This is a genomic window from Agrobacterium sp. ICMP 6402, from assembly GCF_009498615.1.
GTDB classification, from domain to species: Bacteria; Pseudomonadota; Alphaproteobacteria; order Rhizobiales; family Rhizobiaceae; genus Agrobacterium; species Agrobacterium burrii.
This window is the reverse complement of sequence record NZ_QSNV01000005.1, coordinates 15,124-41,579: the sequence shown is the minus strand read 5'-3', so window position 1 is coordinate 41,579 and position 26,456 is coordinate 15,124. Positions and strand designations below refer to the sequence as shown.

The 26,456-nt window shown below is 59.0% G+C and carries 21 protein-coding genes; 7 read left to right on the top strand and 14 right to left on the bottom strand.

Going from position 1 to position 26,456, the window contains the following annotated elements; all coding sequences use genetic code 11:
* The first annotated feature begins 1 nt into the window (after position 1).
* The 4 genes from trpB to DXT96_RS15145 all read left to right on the top strand — a co-directional run bounded on the left by trpB (position 2) and on the right by DXT96_RS15145 (position 4,456).
* On the top strand, positions 2-1,222 hold the full coding sequence (trpB, locus tag DXT96_RS15160; RefSeq protein ID WP_174374366.1) for a tryptophan synthase subunit beta: 1,221 nt from the start codon (positions 2-4) through the stop codon (positions 1,220-1,222).
* Positions 1,223-1,226: 4 nt separating this feature from the next.
* Complete coding sequence (gene trpA / locus DXT96_RS15155; protein WP_153515397.1) at positions 1,227-2,066, top strand: tryptophan synthase subunit alpha; 840 nt, start codon at positions 1,227-1,229, stop codon at positions 2,064-2,066.
* A 27-nt stretch (positions 2,067-2,093) separates the two neighbouring features.
* Entirely contained in the window at positions 2,094-2,987 is an 894-nt protein-coding gene (gene accD, locus DXT96_RS15150) for an acetyl-CoA carboxylase, carboxyltransferase subunit beta (protein ID WP_153515396.1), read from the top strand.
* A gap of 89 nt (positions 2,988-3,076) precedes the next feature.
* Positions 3,077-4,456, top strand: a complete 1,380-nt coding sequence (locus tag DXT96_RS15145) for a folylpolyglutamate synthase/dihydrofolate synthase family protein (protein WP_174374368.1) — start codon at positions 3,077-3,079, stop codon at positions 4,454-4,456.
* Positions 4,457-4,504: 48 nt separating this feature from the next.
* On the opposite strand, the gene trxA is transcribed toward DXT96_RS15145, so the two are convergent.
* From trxA to chvI, 12 genes are all read right to left on the bottom strand, one after another.
* Positions 4,505-4,825 (bottom strand): thioredoxin, encoded by a 321-nt coding sequence (trxA, locus tag DXT96_RS15140; protein WP_045019255.1) that lies wholly within the window; start codon positions 4,823-4,825, stop codon positions 4,505-4,507.
* A 76-nt stretch (positions 4,826-4,901) separates the two neighbouring features.
* Positions 4,902-8,459, bottom strand: coding sequence for a double-strand break repair helicase AddA (gene addA / locus DXT96_RS15135; RefSeq protein ID WP_153515395.1), 3,558 nt, complete (start codon positions 8,457-8,459; stop codon positions 4,902-4,904).
* Positions 8,449-11,634, bottom strand: a complete 3,186-nt coding sequence (gene addB / locus DXT96_RS15130) for a double-strand break repair protein AddB (protein WP_153515394.1) — start codon at positions 11,632-11,634, stop codon at positions 8,449-8,451. Before addB ends, addA begins: the two co-directional genes overlap by 11 nt.
* Entirely contained in the window at positions 11,631-12,368 is a 738-nt protein-coding gene (locus DXT96_RS15125) for a nucleotidyltransferase family protein (protein WP_153515393.1), read from the bottom strand. Before DXT96_RS15125 ends, addB begins: the two co-directional genes overlap by 4 nt.
* Positions 12,369-12,384: 16 nt before the next feature.
* On the bottom strand, positions 12,385-13,896 hold the full coding sequence (tsaE, locus tag DXT96_RS15120) for a tRNA (adenosine(37)-N6)-threonylcarbamoyltransferase complex ATPase subunit type 1 TsaE (RefSeq protein WP_153515392.1): 1,512 nt from the start codon (positions 13,894-13,896) through the stop codon (positions 12,385-12,387).
* A complete protein-coding gene (locus DXT96_RS15115) occupies positions 13,893-16,478 on the bottom strand; it encodes a PAS domain-containing sensor histidine kinase (RefSeq protein ID WP_153515391.1) in 2,586 nt (861 codons plus the stop codon). Before DXT96_RS15115 ends, tsaE begins: the two co-directional genes overlap by 4 nt.
* Before the next feature lie 208 nt (positions 16,479-16,686).
* Positions 16,687-18,087, bottom strand: a complete 1,401-nt coding sequence (gene ahcY, locus DXT96_RS15105; protein WP_149900329.1) for an adenosylhomocysteinase — start codon at positions 18,085-18,087, stop codon at positions 16,687-16,689.
* 128 nt (positions 18,088-18,215) lie between these two features.
* Complete coding sequence (locus tag DXT96_RS15100) at positions 18,216-18,491, bottom strand: HPr family phosphocarrier protein (RefSeq protein WP_149900328.1); 276 nt, start codon at positions 18,489-18,491, stop codon at positions 18,216-18,218.
* A gap of 11 nt (positions 18,492-18,502) precedes the next feature.
* Positions 18,503-18,904, bottom strand: a complete 402-nt coding sequence (locus tag DXT96_RS15095) for a PTS sugar transporter subunit IIA (protein ID WP_003505374.1) — start codon at positions 18,902-18,904, stop codon at positions 18,503-18,505.
* 125 nt (positions 18,905-19,029) lie between these two features.
* Positions 19,030-19,494: an HPr kinase/phosphorylase gene (locus DXT96_RS15090; protein WP_149900327.1), complete on the bottom strand. Its 465-nt coding sequence runs from the start codon at positions 19,492-19,494 to the stop codon at positions 19,030-19,032.
* Positions 19,484-21,274, bottom strand: coding sequence for a two-component system sensor histidine kinase ChvG (gene chvG / locus DXT96_RS15085; protein ID WP_371418882.1), 1,791 nt, complete (start codon positions 21,272-21,274; stop codon positions 19,484-19,486). The genes DXT96_RS15090 and chvG overlap by 11 nt, the downstream gene beginning before the upstream one ends.
* 56 nt (positions 21,275-21,330) lie before the next feature.
* Entirely contained in the window at positions 21,331-22,056 is a 726-nt protein-coding gene (gene chvI, locus DXT96_RS15080) for a two-component system response regulator ChvI (protein ID WP_149900603.1), read from the bottom strand.
* 339 nt (positions 22,057-22,395) lie between these two features.
* Here chvI and DXT96_RS15075 point away from each other — a divergent pair, with 339 nt between their 5' ends.
* The 3 genes from DXT96_RS15075 to lysM all read left to right on the top strand — a co-directional run bounded on the left by DXT96_RS15075 (position 22,396) and on the right by lysM (position 25,089).
* Positions 22,396-24,006: a phosphoenolpyruvate carboxykinase gene (locus DXT96_RS15075; protein ID WP_153515389.1), complete on the top strand. Its 1,611-nt coding sequence runs from the start codon at positions 22,396-22,398 to the stop codon at positions 24,004-24,006.
* A 112-nt stretch (positions 24,007-24,118) separates the two neighbouring features.
* Complete coding sequence (gene arfB / locus DXT96_RS15070; protein ID WP_153515388.1) at positions 24,119-24,553, top strand: alternative ribosome rescue aminoacyl-tRNA hydrolase ArfB; 435 nt, start codon at positions 24,119-24,121, stop codon at positions 24,551-24,553.
* An 86-nt stretch (positions 24,554-24,639) separates the two neighbouring features.
* The gene (gene lysM / locus DXT96_RS15065) at positions 24,640-25,089 is read left to right on the top strand and encodes a peptidoglycan-binding protein LysM (RefSeq protein WP_153515387.1); all 450 of its coding nucleotides are present in this window, start codon (positions 24,640-24,642) and stop codon (positions 25,087-25,089) included.
* Positions 25,090-25,133: 44 nt separating this feature from the next.
* Here the strand turns inward: lysM and coaA are convergent, their stop codons facing one another.
* Both coaA and DXT96_RS15055 read right to left on the bottom strand, forming a co-directional pair.
* Positions 25,134-26,135, bottom strand: a complete 1,002-nt coding sequence (gene coaA, locus DXT96_RS15060) for a type I pantothenate kinase (RefSeq protein ID WP_194287647.1) — start codon at positions 26,133-26,135, stop codon at positions 25,134-25,136.
* A complete protein-coding gene (locus tag DXT96_RS15055; protein WP_149900322.1) occupies positions 26,132-26,455 on the bottom strand; it encodes a phosphoribosyl-ATP diphosphatase in 324 nt (107 codons plus the stop codon). The genes coaA and DXT96_RS15055 overlap by 4 nt, the downstream gene beginning before the upstream one ends.
* Position 26,456: the final 1 nt, after the last annotated feature.

The following is a 26,456-nucleotide window of genomic DNA, read 5'->3' as shown; positions in this document are numbered from 1 at the left end:
AGTGAACGACGCGCCAACACCCAATTCTTTCCGCGCTGGTCCCGATGAGGACGGCCGTTTCGGCATTTACGGAGGCCGCTTCGTTGCCGAGACGCTGATGCCGCTCATTCTGGATTTGCAGGCGGAATGGGACAAGGCCAAGACCGATCCAGAATTTCAGGCGCAACTGAAATATCTCGGCGCGCACTATACCGGCCGTCCGAGCCCGCTTTATTTCGCGGAGCGTCTGACGGCGGAACTGGGCGGCGCGAAGATCTATTTCAAGCGCGAAGAGCTGAACCATACCGGTTCGCACAAGATCAATAATTGCCTCGGCCAGATTCTGCTTGCCAAGCGCATGGGCAAGACCCGCATCATCGCCGAAACCGGTGCCGGCCAGCACGGGGTTGCCTCGGCCACGGTTGCCGCACGCTTCGGCCTGCCTTGTGTCGTTTACATGGGTGCGACGGATGTGGCCCGTCAGGCTCCGAATGTTTTCCGCATGAAGCTTCTGGGCGCTGAAGTGAAGCCCGTGACGGCCGGTCATGGCACCCTGAAGGACGCGATGAACGAGGCCCTGCGTGACTGGGTCACCAATGTCGATGATACCTATTATCTGATCGGCACGGCCGCCGGCCCGCATCCCTATCCGGAAATGGTTCGCGATTTCCAGGCCGTCATCGGCGAGGAAGCCAAGGCGCAGATGCAGGAGGCGGAAGGCCGTCTTCCCGATATGGTTATCGCAGCTGTCGGCGGCGGCTCGAACGCCATCGGCATCTTCCATCCTTTCCTCGACGACAAGAGCGTTCGCATCGTCGGCGTCGAGGCAGGCGGCAAGGGCCTTTCGGGCGATGAGCATTGCGCTTCGATCACCGCCGGCTCGCCGGGTGTTCTGCACGGCAACCGCACCTATCTGCTGCAGGATGAGGACGGCCAGATCAAGGAAGGCCACTCCATTTCCGCCGGTCTCGATTATCCCGGTATCGGGCCTGAACATTCCTGGTTGAACGATATCGGCCGCGTCGAATATGTGCCGATCATGGACCATGAGGCGCTGGACGCTTTCCAGATGCTGACCCGTCTCGAGGGCATCATTCCGGCGCTGGAGCCGAGCCACGCACTGGCTGAGGTCATCAAGCGTGCGCCGAAGATGGGCAAGGATGAGATCATCTTGATGAACCTCTCTGGTCGCGGCGACAAGGATGTCCACACCGTCAGCAAGTTCCTTGGAATGGATGTATAAGACCATGACTGCACGTATGGACAAGCGCTTCGCCGATCTGCGCGCTGAAAATCGCCCGGCCCTGATCACCTATTTCATGGGCGGTGACCCGGATTTCGAAACCTCGCTCGGCATCATGAAGGCGCTGCCGGAAGCGGGCGCCGATATTATCGAACTCGGCATGCCGTTTTCCGATCCGATGGCCGATGGCCCGGCTATCCAGCTGGCCGGACAGCGCGCGCTGAAAGGCGGCCAGACACTGAAAACCACGCTCGATCTCGCCCGTGAATTCCGCAGGCAAGACGATGCGACCCCGATCGTGATGATGGGTTATTACAACCCGATCTATATTTACGGCGTCGACAGGTTTCTGGAAGATGCGCTGGAAGCTGGCGTCGACGGCCTGATCGTCGTCGATCTGCCGCCGGAAATGGATGACGAGCTTTGCGTTCCGGCTCTTGAGCGGGGTGTGAATTTCATCCGTCTCGCCACCCCGACGACGGATGGCAAGCGTCTGCCTGCGGTTCTTAAAAATACCTCAGGTTTCGTCTATTATGTCTCGATGAACGGTATTACCGGTTCCGCACTTCCTGATCCATCGTTGATCTCGGGCGCGGTCAGTCGTATCAAGGCGCATACGGAACTGCCGGTTTGTGTCGGTTTTGGTGTCAAGACGGCCGATCATGCGAAAGCGATCGGTGCCGTGGCGGATGGTGTGGTGGTCGGTTCGGCCATCGTCAACCAGATCGCCGGCAGCCTGACCAAGGACGGACAGGCGACCGCCGATACCGTGCCGTCGGTCACGACGCTGGTAAAGGGACTTTCAACAGGCGTGCGTGCGTCGCGCCTTGCCGCTGCGGAATAACGCGCGGCTCAGTCAAGGAGTAGTTGATTGAACTGGATCACCAATTACGTTCGGCCCCGGATCAATTCCATGCTTGGCCGCCGTCCGGACGTTCCGGAGAACCTGTGGATCAAGTGCCCGGAAACGGGTGAGATGGTCTTCCATAAGGATCTCGAGGATAACAAGTGGGTTATCCCGGCCTCGGGTTATCACATGAAGATGCCGGCGAAAGCTCGGCTTACCGACCTCTTTGATGGCGGCGTCTATGAGGCCCTGGCTCAGCCAAAGGTGGCGCAGGACCCATTGAAGTTCCGCGATTCCAAGAAATACACCGATCGCCTGCGTGATAGCCGCACGAAGACCGAGCAGGAAGACACCATCCTTGCCGGCGTCGGTCTCCTGAAAGGCCTGAAGATCGTTGCCGTCGTGCATGAATTCCAGTTCATGGGCGGCTCTCTCGGCATTGCCGCCGGCGAAGCCATCGTCAAGGCCTTCGAGCGCGCCATATCCGAGCGTTGCCCGCTCGTGATGTTCCCGGCGTCTGGCGGTGCCCGCATGCAGGAAGGTATTCTCTCGCTGATGCAGTTGCCGCGCACCACGGTTGCGGTGAACATGCTGAAAGAGGCGGGCATGCCCTATATCGTGGTTCTGACGAACCCGACGACCGGCGGCGTCACGGCCTCTTACGCCATGCTGGGCGATGTCCATATTGCCGAGCCGGGTGCGGAAATCTGCTTCGCCGGCAAACGCGTGATCGAACAGACCATCCGTGAAAAACTCCCCGAAGGCTTCCAGACATCGGAATATCTGTTCGAGCACGGCATGGTGGACATGGTCATCGACCGCCGCGAAATCCCCGATACGCTGGCAAGCCTTCTCAAGATCATGACGAAGGCTCCGGCGGAAGCAAACGCAGTCATTCCGCTCGCCGCTTCGGCCTGATTGAAAAATATGTCGCCCGGAGGCGGGAAAACGCCTTCGGGGTGACGTTATACGTTGCATGATTTCATCATTTTGGGTGCGGCGGACAAATGGCCAAGACAACGCCTGAAAGGCGAACAGAAGACATGACGAAGCCCGCGATCAGTGAGGCAGAGAAGATCATTGAGGAGCTAATGCAGCTCCACCCCAAGGGGTTCGATCTTTCACTCGACAGAATTTCCCGTCTTCTCGAAAAACTCGGCAATCCCCAGAATAGGATGCCGCCCGTTATTCATGTGGCAGGCACCAACGGCAAAGGTTCGGTCACGGCCTTTTGTCGTGCTCTACTGGAGGCCGCAGGTCTTTCCGTCCACGTTCATACCTCTCCGCATCTCGTCAACTGGCATGAACGGTATCGCATCGGCGTTGCCGGCGATAAGGGCCGTTATGTCGAGGACGAGGTCTTTGCGGATGCGCTGCGCCGTATTGAAGCTGCCAATGGCGGGCAGATGATAACGGTATTCGAAATTCTGACCGCCGCAATGTTCGTGCTCTTTGCGGAACAGCCCGCCGATGCCGCCGTCGTCGAGGTTGGTCTGGGCGGCCGCTTCGATGCGACCAATGTAATCAATAATCCTGCCGTGTCTGTCATCATGCCGATCTCGCTGGACCACCAGGCCTATCTCGGCGACCGCGTAGAGCTGATCGCCGCCGAAAAGGCCGGCATCATGAAGTCGGGTTCTCCCGTCGTCATCGGCCATCAGGAATATGATGCGGCGCTGGAAACGCTTGTTGCGACGGCTGAGCGGCTCGGTTGCCCCGTGTCGGTCTACGGGCAGGATTTTTCCGCCCATGAAGAATTTGGCCGCATGGTCTATCAGGATGAGTTCGGCTTGACCGATGCACCGCTGCCGCGGCTTCCAGGCCGCCACCAGCTTGCCAATGCCGCCGCCGCCATCCGCGCCGTCAAGGCTGCGGGTTTCGAAGTGACGGAGCGGATGATCGAAAAGGCCATGACGTCAGTGGAATGGCCCGGCCGTCTGCAGCGTATCCAGACCGGCAGGATTGCCGAAATGGCCCCGAAGGATGCGGAAATCTGGATCGATGGCGGTCATAACCCCGGCGCTGGCGAAGTCATTGCCGAGGCCATGGCAGGGTTTGAGGAAAAGACGCCCCGGCCGCTGTTCATTATCGCCGGCATGATCAATACCAAGGACCCGGTAGGCTATTTCAAGGCTTTCGCCGATATTGCCGAATATGTCTTCACCGTGCCGATCGGCGGCACTGATGCGGCGATTGATCCCGTCGTGCTCGCCCATGCGGCCTTCGATGCCGGGCTGGTTGCGGCACCGACCTCGTCTCTCACCGAGGCGCTGGATGAGCTTTCCCGCCGTTTCGATCCGGAAGGGCCGCCGCCGCGCATTCTTATCGGCGGATCGCTTTATCTTGCCGGCAACGCTCTTTCTTTGAACGGTACGGTTCCCCAATAAAAAAGCCCTGCAGTGATGCCGGGCTTTTTTCATTCCCTGAAAAACTGCTTATGCGGCGCCGGAAATCCAGGCGGAAAGCGCTGTCTTGGGTGCAGCGCCAACCTTGATGTCAGCCACTTCGCCGCCCTTGAAAATAGCAAGGGTTGGGATCGAGCGCACGCCGAACTGAGCGGCCAACTCCGGATTTTCGTCGATATTGAGCTTTGCGACCTTGACCTTGCCTGCAAGCTCGGACGAAATTTCTTCCAGGCTCGGCGCGATCATCTTGCACGGGCCGCACCATTCGGCCCAGAAATCCACCACAACGGGTTCGGAGGATTCGAGGACTTCGGACTGGAAGTTGGCGGCGTCGACTTTTACGGTAGCCATATCTGGCTCTCCTTTCAGCTAAACTTTTTCTTTATCGATGTGATACGGGCGCATCGAAATTTCAATGCCCGGTATCTCACTTTGTCTTTATTGCGACAAGAGCCTGCATCATGGCATCGTCGTCAACGCGGATAAAGCTAGCATTTTCCGTATAGATCAGCGCGCAGACAAATTCTTTGCCAGGATAAAGCGGTGCGAGAATTTCACGATAGATGGCAAGCTGTGCTGTGTGAGAAAAGGGTATCTCGCGCACGTCGCGCGGTGGAACGCGGTTGGTCTTGTAATCCACCAGAATGACGCGATCACTATCCACCGCCAGCCGGTCGATACGGCCGGAAACGGCATATTGCTGCCGGCCGATCGCCATCGTGCCCATGATGGATACTTCAGCACGGCTATTGTCTGAAAAAGCCGATTGTACTGCCGGTTCGGAGATGACCCGCAAAACCGCCTGTATCAGATGTTTCCGCTCGGCAGCCGGCCAGAAACGGGCCGCGCGTTCCGCATAACGGTGGGCTGCGTCTTCCCGTTCAATCTCGGCGAAATCCGGCAGGGCCTGCAGCATGCGATGCACCAGCCGGCCCCGTTGCAGCGCCAGAGAGGAGACATCGGCCTTTTCACCGAACAGTGGTGAACGCACGGCAAGATCGTCCGCCCCATCATCGATGATCGTGCCCGCGCCCGAAGGGCTGAGCGGCCTCGGCAGGGAGGGCAGGGCCGGCAAGGGGGTGAGAAGTCCCGCCGGAAGAGCGTATTCTTCCTGCCTCTGCGGTTCTGGCAACCTTTGCGGGGCAGATGTCGGGCGAGCCTTGGACTTGCGCCAGACAAGCCCCTGCCATTCCTCGCCGTCGGCCACGAACTGCTGTGGCTGGCAGTGATCCTGATTATCTGCAAGCGCCGCCTTGACGATCGCATGCCAGCATTCGGGGTTTTCTTTCTGGCCGCGATAACCGCAGACGACCAGATGATCGGCTGCGCGGGTCATGGCCACATAAAGCAGCCGGCGATATTCGTCTTCCGCGGCTATCTTCAGGCGTTCTTCATCCGAACGAATGAGATGATTGGAAAAGCCGCTGCCGGGCAGCCAGACAGGGACGGCGTCCCCATCCGCCTCGACGAAGCGCAGTTTCGGCACATGGCTGTGGTTGAAGGCTTTCGAACCGCCATCAACGACAAAAACGACCGGCGCTTCAAGGCCCTTGGAGGCATGCACGGTCATGATCCGCACTTCGCCGCGATCCTTGTCCTGCTCGCGCTTCACTTCCGGCGAATCGGTCTCCAGAACGGAGAGAAAGGCCTGCAGGCCGGGCAGGCCGGTTCTTTCATGGTCGAGAGCAAAGGACAGGAATTCGTCGAGAACGTCGCTGGCCTCGTTGCCAAGTCGCCCGAGGAATTTTTTGCGCCCATCATGCAAGGTCAGAACAGCCGCGAAGAAGTCATGCACCGTTGCCGTTTTTGAAAGCGCGATGAAGTTTTCCAGCTTGCTGACAACCGGTACGAAGTGGCTGTTTTCTTCCTGCGAAAGCACGTGCAGCCGCAGCCAGACACTCTCCGTTTCCGATCGCGTTGCCGCGACGTTGAACACGTCATCTTCCGTCAGGTTGAAGAGTGGGCTCTTCAGCAGCGCCGCCAGTGAAAGATCGTCCTCCGGCAAGACAACGAATCGGCCGAGTGCCAGAAGATCCTGCACGGCAATGTGGTCGGTCAGGCGAAGTCGGTCCGCACCGGCAACGGGAATGTTCTTGCGTCGTTTCAGCTCCCGAGTCAGCGCATTAACGAAGGCGTGGCGTTTTCTGACCAGCACCAGAATGTCGCCCGCTTCGACGGCGCGTTCCACGCCTTTTTCGATAATAGTTTCGCTTCCGATCATGTCGGCGATACGCGCGGCGATCCGGCGGGCGACGATGGTGGCAGGTGCGCTTTCCCTCAAGGCGTCGAAAGGCGCGGTCCAGTCCTCTTCGTCATCGGCGGTTTCCGGCGCCACCATGTCCCACACTTCCACGGTGCCGGGATGCCCGGCGCGGTTGGAGCGATGTTCGACAGGCTCGTTATCGGCGCTGAGGCCACTGGCGTTTTTCGGGTCCGAGAACACTTGATCGACAGCGGCCAGCACATCTTCCGTCGAACGGAAGGAGAGCGGCAGGCGGATACGGTGAAACGCCTGCTCCACCTGATCGACGCGCCTCTTGGTTTCGTCGCGCTCCTGTGAAAACCGTTCCGGTCGCGCGCCCTGAAACGAATAGATCGACTGTTTTTCATCACCCACGGCAAATAGCGTGCGCCGGCCCATGCGTGCACTCTCGCCGGTGAAGAAATCCGCCGCCAGCGACTGGATGATCGACCATTGTACCGGGCTGGTATCCTGCGCCTCGTCGACGAGAATATGGTCTATGCCCTGATCAAGCTTGTAGTGCACCCAGGCACCAGCCGTATCGCGGTTGAGGAGGTTGGCGGCGCGTTCGATCAGATCTTCGAAATCGAGCTGGCTTCGCTGCTTTTTCAGATCCTCGAAATCGCCGATCAGCCTTTCGGCCAGAACAAGCGCGCATTTCGTCGCGCCAAGCATCCGCACCAGACGGTAACGGTTGCGGCAGGCAACGACATGATCGCGCGCCAGCGTCAGCGCATCGACAAGATCGGGGGCGGATTTCTGCATGCCCTTGTTGATGACATAGGCATCCGATTTCTTCTCGCCCTTGGCCGTTAATAGCGCAGCTTCGATGAATTCCATCCGCCGCACGGGGTCCGACTGCCGCTTGGCTTCCCGCAGGGCATAAGCGACGTCGATGACGCGCGATCCGCCCACCTCATCGGCAAGCGTCAGATAGGTGTCGAGCGCCAGCCCGGAAAGGCCGGGCAGGGGCCAGAAGGCTGCTGCGACCGTTTCCTCGGTTTCCCCATCGGCGATCTGCATCGCCTGTCGCAAACGGGCATCGATGCCGCCGGATTGTTTTGCCTCCAGCAGAAAGGCGCGAAGGGCGCTGCGATTGGTGATGATGGCTGAGAGAAGAGACTCCAACCCGCTCTCGTCGGCAAGATCAAGCACATAGGCAAGCGCCTGTGCCAGTGCCGTGTCGCCTTCCGTTGAAACAGCTGTCAAAAGCGACCGGCGCGCTTCGGCCAAGAGGGTAGTTGCTGCACGATCATCGAGAACGGAAAAGTGACCGGCGACATTGGCTTCCAGCGGAAACTGATGCAGCAATGCCTCGCAGAAAGCGTGGATCGTCTGGATTTTCAGCCCGCCCGGCGTTTCCAGCGCCTTGGCGAACAGTCGTCGCGCTTCTGCAAGCTTGAGACGATCCGGTGTTTTGCCTTCGATGGCCGTGATACGATCCCCAAGATCGGTATCCGGCAAAGTTGCCCACTCCGCCAGCCGGTCGAAGACACGGCTCGACATTTCAGACGCGGCCGCCTTGGTATAGGTAAGGCATAAGATCGCCGAAGGACGGCAGCCGGCCAGAAGCAGGCGGATAACGCGCTGGGTCAACACATGCGTCTTGCCGGAACCAGCATTGGCCGAAACCCAGGCGGAACTTGCGGGGTCAGAGGCAAGCCGCTGCCGGGCGCTCGTCCAGTCGATCCAGCTTTGAGGGGTGTCAGCGGCCGGGCCGTGATCGATGGCATCAATCGTCATCGCCGTCTCCCGGTTCTGCCGTTGACCATTCCGAAACGCGGGCGAGATGGTCATATTCCCCGCCATAGGATTGTTGCTCCTCTGGCACCAGCCGCGAGGCGAAACCGTTTTCACCGTCCCGCAACGAACGCACGAATTTGGCTAGCTGGTCGATCGATTCCGTCGCCAGTTCGATGGCCGATTTAGGCGCTTTTTTGCTGCTCCGGGTGGAGTGCTCGTTATTCACCTGATCGGCAAAAAAACGATCACCCGGCCGCAAACGCACATAGATGAGGTTGTCAGGTGTTTGCGCACCCGTCTCCCGGAACGCGCCGCGCATCAGCGCCGCTGCTTCCAAGGCAAGCTGCGGGTCGAGCAGCGCGCGGGCCTGATTGACCGAAGGCGCAAGTCCGGTCTTGTAATCGATAATATCCGCCTGGCCGCCGGTCTTGATGTCGATGCGGTCGGCAATGCCCGTCAACCTTATTCCCGCCTCGGCGATTTCCTGTCCGGCGCGCGCTTCGAAGAAGCTTTGGCGGATGGATGGATGACGTTCTTTCTCCCAGTCGACGAAGGCGCGTGCCACGGCCTCGAAACGCGGACGCCAGATGACATCGACATGGGAGGGAAGGTCTTCCGCGTCGAAACTTTCATCCAGAATGCGCTGCATGGCGTCGAGCGAGGCCGGCGTGCCGGGAATGTGCCCCTCGCGCGAATAACGCTCGATGATAGCGTGGTAGAGCGTGCCGCGATCGGCCGCATTCGGGTCACGGTTGAACGGATCGAGTGGGTCCAGCTTCAGAATACGCCGCGCATAGATCGAATAGGGATCGCGGCGCAGCCGTCCTACTTCGCTGAAAGAATAGCTCTTCGGTTGCAGATCGGCAGGCGGCTTCGGGGCAGGGCGTTTTGCTGGCTCCTGCTCGATGCTTTCATCCATCAGGCCGGCCCAATGACGATAGGTCTCGCCGCGGTTCTTCAGCTTTCCGGCAAAATCCTCGCCGCCCAGCGCCAGAAGGCGTTGCAGCCAGCGCGAGGCGACGGCGGGCGTGGAGCCTTGCCGGAGCGCTCGGGTGTAGAAAATGTGCCGGGTGCCGTTCGCCATCTCGAAATCATGCGCAAGCTGGCCGATGCGCCGTTCCGGCGGCTCCAGCCCGATCGCGGTCTTCATGCTGCGGGACAGGAAGGGATTGTTTGCGGTTTGACCGGGCCAAAGTCCTTCATTCAGGCCGCCGATGACGACGGTGTCGACACTTTGCAACCGCGCCTCGAGGGCACCGAAGATAAAAATGCGCGGATGGCGCATGGAGCGTGGTTTGATCGATTCGCCGGCCACCAGCGCTGCGAAAATATCGGCCCATTGCGGTCCGTCTGCGTCGAGGATTTCGCCACTTTCCATCAGTTCACCAAACAGCTCGGAAAGCTTGTCGCCCGCTTCACCGGACCACAAGGCGGCCAGATCGTTGTTTTCATCCGCACAGACCGCTTCGATTACCCGGCCGGTGCGTTTAGCCCAGTCGGAAAGCGGCAATTTATCGGTGAAAGATCGGCCCGACCGGTCGCGGCGCACAAATGCGCTGCTGAGCGGCTCTGTCGAAACGGCGATGCGGCGGGCCAGATCGCGCGCGGCTTCGACGCTTCCCTCCGGCAGCGCCAGCCGCCATGCGGGTGGATGCCGGTCATCGCGCTGTGCCACCAGCTGCGCATCCAGAACCGCTTCCAGATTGCCGATTTCGGTTTCGACCCGGCCGCCGCGCAGCGCGATCAGCTCCAGTGCCTTTGATGCTCTCGCAAAAGCTTCCAGAGATAGCCCAAAACGGGCGAGCGGATGTTTCAGAAGCGAAATGATCGGCACCGGGTCTCCGGGTCTCAAAATTGCTTCCAGTGCCAATTGTGTCAGCCCCGCCTGCGGCGTGGCGGACAGTGGCGTGCCGGCCGAATCGTCGGCTTCGATGCCAAAGCGTTGCAGTTCCGTTGCAACGCGTCGCGCCAGACCGCGATCGGGGGTGATCAGCGCTGCTTGCGAAGGACGTCCATCGCCCGGCGCTTCAAGCGCCAGTCTGAGCGCCACCGCGATGGCGGTCGCTTCTTCGCGCTCGTTGGCGGCTTCTATCAGGGTTGCTGCCGCAAAAGCATCGTCGAAAAATCCGGGATGCCTGTCCTCGCGCCAGCGGTTCCAGTCGCTGGTGGATTTGGCCGGTGCGAGTGCTGCCGAAAAAACGGCCGCGCGCTTTTCGAGATCGCCATCGATGACGCCAATCTGAACCACATCGTCCCGCAGCATGCCAAGCTTTTGCAGCAGCATGTAAAGCCCGTATTGCGAATGGGTGCGGCTCGAAGGGTCGGTTGGGTCTTCGGCAATTGCCTCCCATTGCTCTTCCGGCATGGCAACATCAAGCCCCGGAAGCACAACGACGCCCTGCGGCAAGGCGGCAACGGCGGCGATGAGGTCGGCTGCGGCCGGAATGGAGCCGGTAGAACCGGCCACGATGATCGGTCCCGTATCCGGCAAATTGGTAAGTCGGTTTGCTTCCGCCCGTAGAATGCCGTTGCGATGCCGACCGGCGGAGGAGCGGTTGAGTTCGGCAAGACGCGCGGGCCAGAAGACGCTGGCGATCTTCAGGAAATCCGCCGTCAGCTGCCACCATTGGGCGTGTTCGCCGGTGTCGAGATTGGCGAGCGCTTCCCAGTCCTTTTCTTCCGTATCCATGGCATCGATCACCTCGCCAAGCGCGCGCGCCAACCATATGGCATCGGCGGGGCTGGCGGGGGCAACGAGCGGTGAGTCCAAATGGATCGCCCGGATTGCGTCTGGCAGGCTGTTGCGCCAGGCTAGAATGAGACGCGCCAGTTCGATCAGCCGGCCGGTGCCGGAAATCGGCGGTGCCAGATCCATAATTTCAGGATTTTCGATATCGAAGAAGCCGCTATCGTCATCCGTTTCGCCGAGCGGCCGGATCAGCGGCAGAATGGCGGACCGCCCGCCCAGAAGATCGACGAATTCCGAGCGCAGCACACGGGCGGAGCGTCGCGTCGGTACATAGATCGTCACCTTGGCGAGCGAAAGCGGATCCGCAGCGTCATATCTATAGCCGGCTGTCAGTGTCCCGTCACACAGCGTTTCAGCGAGCGTTTTGAGGAACGGTGTTCCCGCGGCGATCGTCAGGACGCGCTTTTCGTGGCGGGACGTGGTCATGCAGAGCGTTTTTCCCTGAATTGCCGGATGATGATTTCAGCGTCGTCTATGGCATCGGGCGTGCCGACGGTGATCCAGTGGCCGTCAAGCGAAAGCCCGAAAAGCCGGTCATTTTTAATGGCGCGGTCGAAATAGATATTGAGGTTGAAGGCATCGGCCGGCGCATCGTTCAGCAGGCTTGAATCCATGGCGATGGCGCCGGCATAAACCACCGGGTTCGGGTCGCCGTCGCGATACCTCACCAGTTTCCCCTGATCGGAGAGGTTGAAATCCCTCTTGCCGTTATGGCCGGTGGTGTGATCCATGTCGACGCAGAGCAGCGCCATATCCATGCGCGCAGAATCGAAGAAATACGCAAGCTTGCGCAGATTGCTGACCGCATTCAACTGCTCGCCTATCCAGAAAAGATCGGCATTCATGACAAAGACCGGGCCGGGTTCCAGCAGTTTCAGGCCCTTGGCAAGCCCGCCACCGGAATTCATCAGTTGCGACCGCTCATCGGAAATCAGGATTTCCGCGTCGATGCGGCTTTCGAGATGGGCGACCATCTGGTCGGCATGGTGATGCACGTTGACGACGATCTTCTCCGCTCCGGCCTCGATAAGGGCATCGAGCGCATAGTCGATCATCGGCTTGCCGGCGATCTTGACGAGCGGCTTCGGGATCGTATCGGTGATCGGGCGCATCCGCGTGCCAAGCCCGGCGGCCAGCACCATCGCGTTTTTGATCGTCATCGTCGGCAACCGTCTTTCAGTCGTTGAATTCCATGCCCATACGGACACACCAGTCTCGAAGAGGCGCAAGTTCCGGATGCGAAAGCGCTGCGGCAAGATAGCGGAACGTCCTCGGCATATGTTTCATATAATCGGGTTTTTTATCCCGTTCCAACAGTCTCACCCAGATACCGGCAAGCTTGCAATTGCGCTGCGCCGACATGATGGCGAAAGCTTTGAGGAACGCGGTCTCATCGAAAGAAGACTTTACTCTTCTGCACTCAAGATAGTGCGAAAACAGACGCGCCTGCAGTTCGGGCTCAATGGTAACCCGGGCATCCTGCACGATGGAGGCGAGATCATAAGCGGTCGGGCCGATCATCGCGTCCTGAAAATCGATCAGACCGACCTGCCGAATGCCACTATTCCGCGCCTGCCAGAGAAGGTTGGGCGAGTGGAAATCGCGCAGCAGGAGCCCTGTTTCACAATCAGCGAGCGAGTCGATCAGACTATCCCACAGGGCGTCATAGTCGCTCTTCTCGCTATCGTTGAGCGGCTTGCCGCGTTTGTGGGGAAGATACCAATCCGCCAGCAGCGAGACTTCGATCTTCATCGCCTTCCGGTCGAAGGGGGGAACCTCATAGGTGCTGCCGTCACTCACCGGCAGCAGGTCGGGTCGCGGGGTCCGATGAAGGGCTGCGAGGCAGGCGACGCTCTGCAGATAACGTTCTTCTATCGGCGTTCCGTCCGGCGCAAGCACCCCGTCGCGGCCCAAATCCTCCAGCAGGAGAATACCCTGATCGATATCCGCTGCCAGAAGCTCCGGCGCGCAAAAGCCGCTGTTTCGCAGATACTCGCCGATCGCCACGAACGAGCGCGCATCCTGGGCCAGATGGGCTATTTCCGCATAGGTTTTGCCATCGGCAATGATCGCGCCTCTCAAGGGGCGTCGCCAGTCCATCAGGATAAGGTCCGGACCAGTCGTGGAAACGGTCTCGTAAGCGCGTGTGGAAGCGTCACCGCTCAGAAAACGGCGGGTCACATCGCCCCTGCCATTTTTTGCGAGGAATTCGCGAATGGCGAAAACACGCTCAAGCCGCGTTTTCAGTTGTGCCGGAGCCTCGATGGAGGCCAGCCGCCCCTCGCCGGAATGCGTCAGCCGGAGCGAGACGGTCTGGTCCGGTGGCAGAATCTCGGCGGCGATGTCCGGCCACTCGATCAGGCAGATGCCGTCTTCCAGCATCTCGTCAATGCCGAGCTCGTCCAGTTCGGAAACGTCTGAAAGACGGTAAAGATCGAGATGGGCGACAGGAATGCGGGCGGCATAGGTCTGGATGATCGTGAAGGTGGGGCTTGGAACCTCGAGATCGGGTTCATCCGCCATCGCCCGGATGAAGGCGCGGGCAAGCGTCGATTTGCCGGCGCCGAGATCGCCGACAAGCGCCAGACAATCGCCGGGTTTCAATGCCAGCGCGAGGTCTTCACCGAGCCTGATGGTATCTTTTTCTCCCTCAAGGGAAATAGTGATCGGCAAGGCGTCTTCGCTCATTCTGCGGCGATGGAATGCGGGCGCGCGCCGGAAGGAATGCGGCAGGTGACGATGGTGCCGTTGCCGGGCCGGCTGTCGATGCTGACCGTGCCATGATGGAGGCTGACAAAGCTTTCGACGATGGAAAGGCCAAGCCCCGCGCCGGTTTGCCGCCCGCCATTGCCACGTGTCTCGAAGCGGTCGAAGACGGTTTTCAGCATATCTTCGGGAATGCCAGGCCCTTTATCCGCCACCGAGAACAGGAAATCGCCTTCACTACGCTGGCACGACAGTTCAACGGCAGAGCCTTCAGGTGCGAAATTGATCGCATTGGTCAGGAGCTTGATGAGGATCTGCTTCAGGCGCTGGTGATCTGCCACCAGGCTACCGAGATGGGCCGGCGCGATGATTTCAAGCGAAATGCCGCTTTCCTGCAGCCGGTCGGCGATCTGCATCGAAACGTCTTCGAGCAATTCGTTCAGATCATTGTCCGAATAATTCAGCTGCATGATGCCGGCATCGACGGTCGCAAGATCGAGAATATCGTTGACGATGGTCAAAAGCACCGAGGACGAGGTGGAAATATGGTCGAGATATTCCGCCTGCCGGTCCGTCAATTGTCCAATGCCGGGTGTCTTCAGGAGATCGGTGAAACCGATAATATTCGTCAGCGGCGAGCGCAATTCGTAGGAAACATGCTGCACGAAATCGTTCTTCAGCTCGTCGGCCTTCAGAAGTGCGTCGTTCTTTTCCTTGAGTGCCCGTTCCGCCCGCACGCTGTCGGTCATGTTGACGAAGGTCAGCATGGTCTGCGCATCCGGCAGCGGAATGATGGCGAAATCGAGTACGAGACCGGAGAGCAGTTCGAGCGTGCCCTGTTTGGACGGGCGCTCATCATCGAAGCTGGTAATGAACTGGCTGAAGGCGCGCCAGCCATCCGGCCTGTCATAGGATTGTGTGCAGGCGGTTTCGATGGCGCGGATGTGGGTGCCTGTTTCCGCCTGCTCGGAGGTTACACCCCAGAGCGCCCGGAATGCCGGGTTGGACAGGCGAATGCGGCCATCCGCACCGAACACGGCGACACCTTCGGCCAGATGGTCGATGGTTTCGCCCTGTACCTTCACCAGCGTGTTGTAGCGCATCTGCAGGTCGACCTGTTCGGTCAGGTTTTCAAAAACCCAGGTCGCGCCACCCTGCGGATGGGCGGTCGCGATCACGCGCAGGGTCTGGCCGTTCGGCAGATGCCAGAGATCGGTCTTGGTATCGAGCGAACGGTAAACGGCGAGCGCCGTTTCCTTCCAGTTCTTCCAGTTCAGCTGCTCGGGCAATTTGCCGGCGGTGCGCAGTCTGTCGAGAAGCTCGGAATTATCCGGACGGGATTCGAGGAAAACCAGATCGAAACCCCAAAGGGTCGCAAAAGCCTGATTGTAGAATTGCAGCCGCTGCCGACCGTCGAAAATGGCGACGGGCGTCGCCAGATGATCCAGCGTTTCGGCATGACTCTTGAGAACCCGCTTGAGTTCCTCGCTGATGGTTTCCGTCTCGGTGGCATCGATGGCCATGCCGGCCGAACCAGCCGCTGTCTTGATATCCACGACGTCGAAGAAGGTGCGGTTGCCGGAAACCACAGTCGAAATGCGGTCATGATAGGGTGATTCCGGCGTCGCGGCCGCGCGTATCTTCTGCCGGGTAACGGTGTTCAGCAGCTCGCGTTTTTCATGAACGGCCTGTTCGGCATCGCGGGCATCCACGGCCTGCGCATAGGCATGGTTGACCCAAGTCAGCTCACCTTCGCCATTGCGGCGCCAGACCGGCTGCTCGATGGAATCCAGAAGGTCCTGAAACGTTGAGACCGAGGCGATCAGGCGCTCCCGCTCCACCTGCAATTCGGCAAGTTCCGCCCGCAGATTGTTGAGGGCGACGAAACGCGCAAATGCATTGCCGCCGGAAACCCGGCCTTGAACTTCAATGACTTCTCCGCGCTGCGTCTCGATGGTCAGATCGAAACTCTGCGCATGGCTGCGAAGTTTTTCGAGGGATTTTTCCAGCTGGCTCGCGGAGGACGGTTTCAGCCAGCGCCCGAAGGCCAGAAAATCATGATCCGCCTGCGGCGCACCGGTCTCCACGGGCAATTGTCCCAGAAATTCGGGCCGCTTGTCGGCGCCGTCCCAGATAACGATGCGTCGGCCCTTGTCGGAAATCAGCGCCTCGTATTTGGCGATCTTGTGGTGGGTTTCGGCAAGCGCCTTGCGGAATTCGCTGCTTTCAGATTCGATGTTACCCCGCTGGCGCACCAGCCACACGACGGAAAACAGCGTTGCCGAAAGCATGCCGACAAAGAGCGAATAGGTGATTGTTTCACCGGAGGAGAACAGCCGCGCACCGGTTTTTGCCACAAGGCCGTCCTGCGCCAGCGCAACACTTGCCGAGCCGGCAAGGATCGTCCCCGACATCAGCACGGGAAGTCGCGAAAAGCCTGTCCGGACCGCGCTGATCGCCAGCCGGCAATGCGCCAGAACCTGCGCGCTCAATGCCACGCCAGCTTGCGTGTTTTCAACGCGTTGAACTGTCTGCTCGCGCAGATCCGAATTGTGAACCGTCATCCCCGGTCTGTCTCCGTCCTATGTGCCGCATCTTCGACAAGACATCCCATTTCGTCCCCGCCGCCATTTGGCGTGTCCGAATCAAGTCTGACGACAATACCGCCTTCATAAATCTGCGGAAAGGGAGTGCGCAAAAAAGATGCCGCACGCTTTGTCAAGCGCGCGGCATCTAGATATTGTGTAATTTCAGTGGATATTAACTATGATATTAATATCTGTAGTGTTCAGGCTTGAACGGACCCTGCTTGGAGATGCCGATATAATCCGACTGCATGTCGGAAAGTTCTGTTAGCCGAACACCGAGCTTCTCGAGATGAAGGCGCGCAACCTTCTCGTCGAGGTGCTTCGGCAGCACGTAAACTTCGTTCTTGTATTCGCCCTGCTTGGTGAAGAGCTCGATTTGGCCAAGCACCTGATTGGTGAAGGACGCAGACATGACGAAGGACGGGTGGCCGGTAGCATTGCCGAGGTTCAGCAGGCGGCCTTCGGACAGAAGAATGATGCGGTTGCCCTTCGGGAACTCGATCATGTCGACCTGCGGCTTGATGTTCGTCCACTTCAGGTTACGCAGCGAGGCGACCTGAATTTCATTGTCGAAATGGCCGATATTGCCAACAATGGCCATGTCCTTCATCTCGCGCATATGCTCGATGCGGATGACGTCCTTGTTGCCTGTCGTGGTGATGAAGATGTCGGCGGAAGAGATGACGTCTTCGAGACGAACGACTTCAAAACCGTCCATGGCAGCCTGAAGCGCGCAGATCGGGTCGATTTCGGTAACCTTCACACGGGCGCCGGCGCCCTGCAGCGAGGCGGCAGAGCCCTTGCCAACATCGCCGTAACCGCAGACCACGGCGACCTTGCCGGCCATCATCACGTCGGTCGCACGGCGAATGCCGTCCACCAGCGATTCCTTGCAGCCGTATTTGTTGTCGAACTTCGACTTGGTCACGCTGTCATTGACGTTGATCGCCGGGAAGGGCAGCAGGCCCTTCTTGCTGAGATCGTAAAGACGGTGAACGCCGGTGGTGGTTTCTTCCGTGACACCCTTCAGCGCGTCGCGCTGCTTGGTGAACCAGCCGGGAGAAGCCTTTAGACGCTTGTTGATCTGCGCGAAGAGGATTTCTTCTTCTTCAGAGCCGGGGTTGGACAAAACGTCCTCACCGGCTTCGGCGCGTGCGCCGAGCAGGATGTACATGGTGGCATCGCCGCCATCGTCAAGGATCATGTTCGAGAGGCCGCCATCGGTCCACTGGAAAATCTTGTCGGTATATTCCCAATATTCCGTCAGTGTTTCGCCCTTGACGGCGAAGACCGGAATGCCGGCTGCTGCAATGGCCGCTGCCGCATGATCCTGCGTCGAGAAGATGTTGCAGGAGGCCCAGCGAACGTCCGCGCCGAGTTCCTTCAGCGTTTCGATGAGAACGCCGGTCTGGATCGTCATGTGAAGGGAGCCGGTGATACGTGCGCCCTTGAGCGGCTTGCTTTCGCCGAACTCCTTGCGGCAGGACATCAGGCCGGGCATTTCGGTTTCGGCGATGTCCAGCTCCTTGCGGCCGAATGCGGCAAGGTTGATATCGGCGACGATGTAGTCCTTCTCAAGGCTCATGAAGTTCTCCAGATCAGAAATGCCGCGCCTGTTGGCCCGGCTTTTAAACGTAGCAGCGGTTTAGCAGGCCACAAACGATCTGGCAATGATGATATAAAGAGGTCTTTATGTCTTTATATGTCGCCGGCTCAGGCTTCTTCGCCGAAGCGGTCGGCCACCAGAGCTTCCAGTGCGGCCAGCGCCTCCACGGCCTGGTTGCCGCTTGCTTCGACATAAACGCTGCAGCCGGGGCTGGCCGCCAGCATCATCAGCCCCATGATGGAGGTGCCGCCGACGGTCATGCCGTCCTTGGAAACCGTGATCGTGGCGTCGAACCCCTCGACCATCTGCACGAATTTCGCAGATGCCCGAGCGTGGAGACCGCGCTTGTTGATGATCGGCAATTCCCGGGAGAGAGGCGACATAGGCTGATTTCTCACTTGCCGCTTAAAACGCGGCTGGCGACGTTGATATATTTGCGGCCGGCATCGGATGCATCCTGCAGGGCTTTGTCCATGTTGTCCTCGCTGCGAACGCCGGCAAGCTTGATCAGCATGGGAAGATTGACCCCGGCGATGACTTCGACATTGCCGTTATTCATGACGGAGATTGCAAGATTGGACGGTGTGCCGCCGAACATGTCCGTCAGGATGATGACACCATTGCCATCATTGGCGCGCGCAACGGCGTCGATGATATCCTGCCGGCGCTGATCCATGTCGTCTTCGGGACCGATACAAACCGTCTCGATCAATTTCTGGGGACCAACGACATGCTCCAACGCATGGCGAAATTCCTCAGCCAGCTTGCCATGGGTGACAAGCACTAGTCCGATCATGAAATGCTCCCTTGCACACGCACTCTCATTGCCGACTATCGCAACGCGGCAATCCTGTCCATCGGTGGGATTTCATCTTGATGAGGAAAATGCGAATCGCAAGCCTAAAATCGCCCGAATCATCGTCACTTCACATTCGTTTTAAAAAGATTTTGAGCAAGTGCAGCAAATTTTCCGTAAGGGGTAAGACTTGCAAGCGGAATGCGCAGAAGCGGAAGATGTCCTCCGCAGGGCGGCAGAAACGCTTCGTCATCTTCGGGAAGTCTCGGATTTTCCGGTGAAAGAACTGTCGTCACCGCAAAATGTAGTGTGGCGCTTGCGATGCTGTTGATGGAGATAATGCCGCTACCGCGCAATTCCAGCAATCCGGCGATCGCCGCCGGCCGCTCGGCGATGATGTTTTCGCCGTCGCGATACACGAAAATCTGATCGTCCGCGATCAGCGCCGCCGGCAATCCGCAGCGTTCAGCCTCGGTCAGAAAGCTGAAGGCAAGCTCGCTTTTGCCGCTGCCGGACGGCCCCGTGAAAAGAATGCCCGTATTTTGAACGACAATGGCGGTGGCGTGCAGGTTGAAGCGTTCAGCGTTCATGGGCTTCCGCCGCCGGCAGCGACAGGGTGAAGCGCGCGCCTGATATCACGCCATATTTGTCGACGACATTTTCTGCCCTGAGGCTGCCGCCATGGGCTTCGGCGATCTGGCGGCTGATGGAAAGGCCGAGGCCCGAGTTCTGGCCGAAACCTTCGCTTGCCGGTCGGTCGGTATAGAACCGCTCGAAAATCCGGTCGATATCTTCGGCCTGAATGCCAGGCCCGTTGTCTTCCACCTGCACGAGGCAGCGATCCTTGTGGCGGGAAAGGCGCACGGTGATGCGACCGCTATCCTCTGACACGAAAGAACGGGCATTCTCGATCAGATTGGTGACGATCTGGCTGAGGCGAAGGTCGTGGCCATTCACCACGAAAGAGGTTTTGCTTCCGGCCTTGCGGTCGGCCACATAGTCGATTGCCACGCTTTTTTTCTTGGTGCTGATCTGGCGGGATATGTCCACCAGCCCCTTCATCAGCACATCGAGGTCGAGCGGCTCGGCATCGGCGCGCGCCAGTTCGGCGTCGAGCCGCGACGCATCCGAAATGTCGCTGATCAGACGGTCGAGGCGGCGCACATCGTGGAAGATGATCTCGGTCAGCCGCTGCTTCGACTCTTCAGTTTTCGCGCGCGGCAGGGTTTCCACGGCGCTGCGCAGCGAAGTCAGCGGGTTCTTGAGTTCATGACTGACGTCGGCGGCGAAGCTTTCGATCGCATCGATACGGTCGTAAAGCGCCGTCGTCATTTCACGCAGGGCAATCGAGAGATTGCCGATTTCATCCTGACGTGCTGAAAAATCCGGTATCTCCTCGCGGGTTCGCGCCCCGCGGCGCACGCGGATCGCAGCGGCCGAAAGCCGCCGCAGCGGCGTGGCGATGGTCGAGGACAGAAGCAGCGACAACACGATATTGACCAGCGTGGCGATGCCGAAAACGCGCATGATGGCCAGGCGCTCCGCATGCACGATCTTGTCGATATCGCCTGCCTGTGTGGAGAGCAGCAATACGCCGAGCACGGCCCGGAAACGTTGCACCGGCACGGCAACCGAAACGATCAGCTCACCCTTTTCAGTGACGCGCACGACCGCGCCGCGCACGCCGGTCAGCGCATTCATCACTTCCGGATAGATCGAGCCGTCGCCGCCGGGCGCTTCCTTGTATTGCGGCAGGCTGCTTGGCTGCAGCATGCGGTTGAACATGCTGGTGAACCAATCACCCCAGGTCTGGGTTTCCGGCGTCACCGGCGGCAGATCGAAGCGCAGGACCTGCCCGCGCGAATAAAGATGGCGTGAATCGAGCAGCAGGTTGGCGTCGGCATCAAACAGCCGCGCGCGCGTGCGTGTGGGCGAAATCAGCCGCCGCAGCACGGGAGCCACCCGTTCCGGGTTGATAGGGAAACTCAGGTCCTCGTCATTGGGGGCGGGCGTGATGCTTTGCCCCGCTTGCAATTCGAGAAGCTTTTCCGGATTGATGGTGATCGAGTTGGTATCGACCGAAGCGGAAGCCGAAATCGCGCCGGCGATGATTTCGCCCTGCGTCAGAAGGCTTTCGACCCGCGCGTCGATCAGCCCCTCACGGAACTGGTTGAGATAGAGAATACCGCCGACCAGAACGACCGTCGCAGCGACATTGAAGAAAAGAATGCGGCGCGTGAGGCTGGAAAACACCGCATTGCCGAAAATGCGCCGGATAATCGTCAGCGGATGGATACGATGGCGGCGTTCGCTGCCGCGTTCTTCGGCATCGTCACTATCCGAGACGGTTTCCGGCGTTTTCTTCAGCACGTATTTAAGTCCTCGCCACCACTCTTCGGGTGGTTTCTTCCGATTTGCGTGCCGATTCAGGCCGCTTCGCGGAAGCGATATCCTACGCCATAAAGCGTTTCAATCATATCGAAGTCGCCATCGACCAGTTTGAACTTCTTGCGAAGGCGCTTGATGTGGCTGTCGATGGTGCGGTCGTCCACATAGACCTGCTCGTCATAGGCGGCATCCATCAGCGCGTCGCGGCTTTTCACCACGCCCGGCCGCTGCGCCAGCGAATGCAGGATGAGGAATTCGGTGACGGTGAGCGTCACCGGCTCACCCTTCCAGGTGCAGGTGTGGCGTTCCTGATCCATGGCCAGCTGCCCGCGTTCCAGCGTGCGGGCCTGCTGGTCCGCAGTCGGCTTCAGCGTGCCGCCAGCAGCGGGGGCAGCGTCGCGGCTGCTGGCGCGGCGCAGGATGGCCTTGACGCGTTCCACGAGAAGGCGCTGCGAGAAGGGTTTTGTAATGAAGTCGTCGGCGCCCATTTTGAGGCCGAACAATTCGTCGATCTCTTCATCCTTGGAGGTCAGGAAGATAACGGGAATATCCGATTTCTGGCGAAGACGCCGCAACAGCTCCATGCCGTCCATGCGCGGCATCTTGATGTCGAAAATGGCGAGCTGCGGCGGACGGGCGATCAACCCGTCAAGCGCGGAAGCGCCGTCCGTATACGTTTCGACCCGGTAGCCTTCGGCTTCGAGCGCGATCGATACCGAAGTCAGAATATTCCGGTCATCGTCGACAAGCGCGATCGTCTGCATGTAGTTGGTCTCCATCGACATTTTCTTGTAACTCCCGACATCCACCCAGCCAAGGTTGCGCGCCGTGAGCCACTCTCTTGAGTATAAAGGTGGAACAAATTGTGGCAAAGGAAAACTCGACGGCTTCATGCGGGGCCGGACAAGGGGATTTCAGCGAAAATGCGGCGACCGAATTTAAATGCGCCTTAAACCGATTTAAAAAGAAATAAAATCTTTTAAATCGATTAATATATTGAAATCACTAAGTTTTTTAAGGTTCGGCTCTTGCGTTTCCAAAAGCTGCCACGTATTTTCCGTGAAAATTTCAACAGCCTTATCGTCATTAACAAGGAACGCGTCATGAACGAGCTTGGGGTTCATAATCCTGCCAATGGAGTTGCGGAACTCGGACTGGGCGAGGCGTCCCGCGTCTTTTATAACCTCAACGAGAGCGAATTATACGAAGAGGCGATCCGCAACGGCGAGGCCGAACTGACCATCGATGGCGCGTTGCGCGCCGTCACCGGTCAGCACACGGGCCGTTCGCCGAAGGACAAATTCGTTGTGCGCGATGCTTCCACCGAGAACACCATCTGGTGGGACAACAACAAGCCGCTGTCGCCGGAAAACTTCGAACTGCTGCGCCAGGACATGCTGGCCCATGCCGCCGGCAAGACGCTTTACGTGCAGGACTTGATCGGCGGTGCCGACGAAGAAAATGCGCTGCCGACACGCGTCGTCACCGAGCTTGCCTGGCATTCACTGTTCATCCGCAATCTACTGATCCGTCCGAAGCGGGAGAAACTGGCGGGCTTCAAGCAGAAGCTGACCATCATCAATCTGCCGAGCTTCAAGGCCGATCCGGCGCGTCACGGCGTTCGTACAGAAACCGTCATCGCCTGCGATCTCACCAATGGTCTCGTCCTGATCGGCGGCACCTCCTATGCCGGTGAAAACAAGAAGTCGGTCTTCACTGTGCTGAACTACCTTCTGCCGGCCAAGGGCGTCATGCCGATGCATTGCTCGGCCAATGTTGGTCCTGAGGGTGATTCGGCCGTGTTCTTCGGTCTCTCCGGCACCGGCAAGACCACGCTTTCGGCCGATCCTTCGCGTACGCTGATCGGTGATGACGAACATGGCTGGGGCGAACACGGCATCTTTAATTTTGAAGGCGGCTGCTATGCCAAGGCGATTAAGCTTTCGGCCGAAGCCGAGCCGGAAATCTACGCCGCGACCCGTCGCTTCGGCACGGTCCTCGAAAACGTCGTGCTGGACGAAAACCGCGTTCCGGACTTCAACGACACTTCGCTGACGGAAAACACCCGCAGCGCCTATCCGCTGCACTTCATTCCGAATGCATCGGAAACCGGCATTGCTGGCCATCCGAAGACGATCATCATGCTGACGGCGGACGCCTTCGGTGTACTGCCGCCGATTGCCCGGCTGACGCCGGAGCAGGCCATGTACCACTTCCTGTCCGGTTACACGGCAAAGGTCGCTGGCACGGAAAAGGGCGTGACGGAACCGGAAGCGACCTTCTCCACCTGCTTCGGCGCGCCCTTCATGCCGCGCCACCCGGCGGAATATGGCAACCTGCTGCGTGAGCTGATCGGCAAGCACGGCGTGGACTGCTGGCTGGTCAACACCGGCTGGACCGGCGGTGCTTACGGCATCGGCAAACGTATGCCCATCAAGGCGACGCGCGCGCTTCTGACGGCTGCGCTCACCGGCGAGCTGAAGGATGCACAATTCCGCACCGACGCGAATTTCGGTTTCGCGGTGCCGCTGTCGCTTGATGGCGTTGACGGTGCAATTCTCGATCCGCGTTCAACCTGGGCCGATGGCGCAGCTTACGATGCGCAGGCGACGAAGCTGGTCTCCATGTTCGTCACGAACTTCACCAAGTTCGAAGATCATGTCGACAGCAAGGTTCGCGATGCCGCACCGGGCCTTTTGCTCGCGGCTGAATGAATAAAGCCTCATTCGTGAGGAGGAGGGAACCCGGCTTCACGCCGGGTTCTTTCGTTTTCTCCGCTGTTTTCATTCCGGTCGATCTGTGGCATCACCGGCGCGGAGAAAGATCATGGCCAGCGACCCGCTTTACATCAGCAACCGTATCACTATCGCCGGCTGGGAGCTGACGGAGCAATTCGTGCTGGCCGGCGGGCCGGGCGGCCAGAACGTCAATAAGGTCTCGACGGCGGTTCAGCTGTTTTTCGATATTGCCAATTCCCCATCTCTGACGGATCGGGTGAAAACCAATGCTATCCGCCTTGGCGGCAGGCGTGTTTCGAAAGACGGCGTACTGATGATCGAAGCGAGCCGGTTTCGCAGCCAGGAGCGCAATCGAGAGGATGCGCGCGAGCGGCTGAAGGAGCTGATCCTCGAAGCCGCCGCCCCGCCGCCACCGGTCCGCAAAACCACCAAACCGACCAAGGGTTCAGTCGAACGCCGCCTCAAGGCGAAGTCCGGTCGCTCGGACGTGAAGAAAATGCGCGGTAAGCCCTCGGGGGATTAGGCGGCAATCTGGTGCGAAATCTTTCGCCCTTGTCATAGAGCTTCAAATATCGTCTGGTATGCCTCCTTACAACCAAGGAGGGTGCTATGGGTCTGTTCAGTTTCATCAAGGAAGCGGGAAAGAAGCTCGGTATCGGCGGCGATGATGCCCCGGATGTCGAAGCGGTCAAAAAAGAACTCGCTTCCCACGATCTCGGCACGGACAAGGTTCAGGTCGAGGTGGTGGACGACAAGGTCGTTCTGAAGGGCAACGTGGCCGATCAGTCGGTTTTCGAAAAGGCGGTCATCGCGGTCGGAAATACGCTCGGCATTTCCAAGGTCGAGGCCGGCGAGTTGAAGGTGGCCGAAGCGCCGGCGAAAGAACCCGTCTTCTACACCGTCAAGAAGGGCGACAATCTCTGGAAGATCGCCGAAGCGCAATATGGCAAGGCAAATGGCGCGAAGAACAACATCATCTTCGAAGCCAACAAGCCGATGCTGACCCATCCCGATAAAATCTATCCCGGACAGGTTCTGCGTATTCCCGACCTCGCGTAATAACGGGCTTAGTCATTGGAGATGCCGCCCACACGCGGCATCTTTTATAATTTGCGAAGCGCCACCATGTCGATCAGGTGGTTTTTCCCCTTGCGCAAGATAAGGTCCGCGCGCGGGCGCGTCGGAACGATGTTCTGGCGCAGGTTCTTCAGATTGATGTTCTGCCAGAGGCCCTCGGCAATGCTGAGCGCTGCTTCTTCGCTGATCGACGCATAGCGATTGAAGAATGAATTCGGGTCACGGAAGGCAGTTTGTCGCAGGTTCATGAACCGGTTCACATACCAGTTGTGAATGAAATCCTCATCTGCATCAATATAGATCGAAAAATCGAAGAAGTCGGAAACGATCGGCACGATCCGCCCGCCCGCCGGCAGGTCACGCGATTGCAGCACGTTGATGCCTTCGAAAATAAGGATATCCGGCTGATCGATGACAGTGAATTCGTTCGGCAACACGTCATAGGTCAGATGCGAATAACGTGGCGCCTTCACATTCGGCTGGCCTGCCTTGATGGCTGACAGGAAACGTAAGAGCGCGCCGATATCGTAGCTTTCCGGAAAGCCCTTGCGCTCCATCAGGTTTTCACGCCGCAGCACCTCGTTCGGATAGAGAAATCCGTCAGTGGTGATGAGATCGACCTTCGGGCTGGAGGGCCAGCGCGCCAGAAGCTCTTTCAGGATACGCGCCGTCGTTGATTTTCCAACCGCCACCGAACCGGCGATGCCGATGACGAAAGGCGTCTTGTTTACATCCCCCATATTGAGGAAGCGGTTGCGCTGCTCGAACAAAAGCTGTGACGCCTCCACATGCGAAGACAGCAGGCGAGACAGCGACAGGTAGATGCGCCGCACCTCGTCCAGATCGATCGGGTCGTCCAGCGAGCGCAGCCGTTTTACCTCATCGGCCGACAAGGTAAGTGGCGTATCGGCACGGAATTTCGCCCATTCTTCGGAGCTGTAGAAGTGATAGGGCGAATATTCGTCCGGCCGGAAATGATCGAGTGTACCCGGCATACCTCTCTCCCCGCTGCCTGCCTCGACATTCATGATGTTGGCCTCGCCGCCTTTTCCGCAAGGCCGGTTTGTCCGGTCCGGCGCTGCAACTCGGTAAAAACGTCGTCCAGGGGTATGTCGGCAATCTTCAGCACGACCAGCAGATGATAGAGCAGATCGGCGGCTTCATTTTTCAGCCCGTCGCGGTCTTTCGCGATGGCGGCGATGACGGCTTCCACCGCTTCTTCGCCGAGTTTTTTCGCCGCACGCTCCTGGCCCGCCGCAACCAGTTTGGCAGTCCAGGATTCTTCAGGAGATGCGGCGGCGCGGGTCGCGACGATACGTTCCAGATCGGAAAGGGAAAATGCGCTCATG

What these genes read in the sequence shown, in the direction of transcription:
- trpA (WP_153515397.1), top strand. Translation starts at nt 1,227, where the DNA reads ATGACTGCACGTATGGACAAGCGCTTCGCCGATCTGCGCGCTGAAAAT.
- DXT96_RS15145 (WP_174374368.1), top strand. Translation starts at nt 3,077, where the DNA reads ATGGCCAAGACAACGCCTGAAAGGCGAACAGAAGACATGACGAAGCCC.
- trxA (WP_045019255.1), bottom strand. Translation starts at nt 4,825, where the DNA reads ATGGCTACCGTAAAAGTCGACGCCGCCAACTTCCAGTCCGAAGTCCTC.
- addA (WP_153515395.1), bottom strand. Translation starts at nt 8,459, where the DNA reads ATGACGATTGATGCCATCGATCACGGCCCGGCCGCTGACACCCCTCAA.
- addB (WP_153515394.1), bottom strand. Translation starts at nt 11,634, where the DNA reads ATGACCACGTCCCGCCACGAAAAGCGCGTCCTGACGATCGCCGCGGGA.
- DXT96_RS15125 (WP_153515393.1), bottom strand. Translation starts at nt 12,368, where the DNA reads ATGACGATCAAAAACGCGATGGTGCTGGCCGCCGGGCTTGGCACGCGG.
- tsaE (WP_153515392.1), bottom strand. Translation starts at nt 13,896, where the DNA reads ATGAGCGAAGACGCCTTGCCGATCACTATTTCCCTTGAGGGAGAAAAA.
- DXT96_RS15115 (WP_153515391.1), bottom strand. Translation starts at nt 16,478, where the DNA reads ATGACGGTTCACAATTCGGATCTGCGCGAGCAGACAGTTCAACGCGTT.
- ahcY (WP_149900329.1), bottom strand. Translation starts at nt 18,087, where the DNA reads ATGAGCCTTGAGAAGGACTACATCGTCGCCGATATCAACCTTGCCGCA.
- DXT96_RS15100 (WP_149900328.1), bottom strand. Translation starts at nt 18,491, where the DNA reads ATGTCGCCTCTCTCCCGGGAATTGCCGATCATCAACAAGCGCGGTCTC.
- DXT96_RS15095 (WP_003505374.1), bottom strand. Translation starts at nt 18,904, where the DNA reads ATGATCGGACTAGTGCTTGTCACCCATGGCAAGCTGGCTGAGGAATTT.
- DXT96_RS15090 (WP_149900327.1), bottom strand. Translation starts at nt 19,494, where the DNA reads ATGAACGCTGAACGCTTCAACCTGCACGCCACCGCCATTGTCGTTCAA.
- chvI (WP_149900603.1), bottom strand. Translation starts at nt 22,056, where the DNA reads ATGCAGACGATCGCGCTTGTCGACGATGACCGGAATATTCTGACTTCG.
- DXT96_RS15075 (WP_153515389.1), top strand. Translation starts at nt 22,396, where the DNA reads ATGAACGAGCTTGGGGTTCATAATCCTGCCAATGGAGTTGCGGAACTC.
- arfB (WP_153515388.1), top strand. Translation starts at nt 24,119, where the DNA reads ATGGCCAGCGACCCGCTTTACATCAGCAACCGTATCACTATCGCCGGC.
- lysM (WP_153515387.1), top strand. Translation starts at nt 24,640, where the DNA reads ATGGGTCTGTTCAGTTTCATCAAGGAAGCGGGAAAGAAGCTCGGTATC.
- coaA (WP_194287647.1), bottom strand. Translation starts at nt 26,135, where the DNA reads ATGAATGTCGAGGCAGGCAGCGGGGAGAGAGGTATGCCGGGTACACTC.
- DXT96_RS15055 (WP_149900322.1), bottom strand. Translation starts at nt 26,455, where the DNA reads ATGAGCGCATTTTCCCTTTCCGATCTGGAACGTATCGTCGCGACCCGC.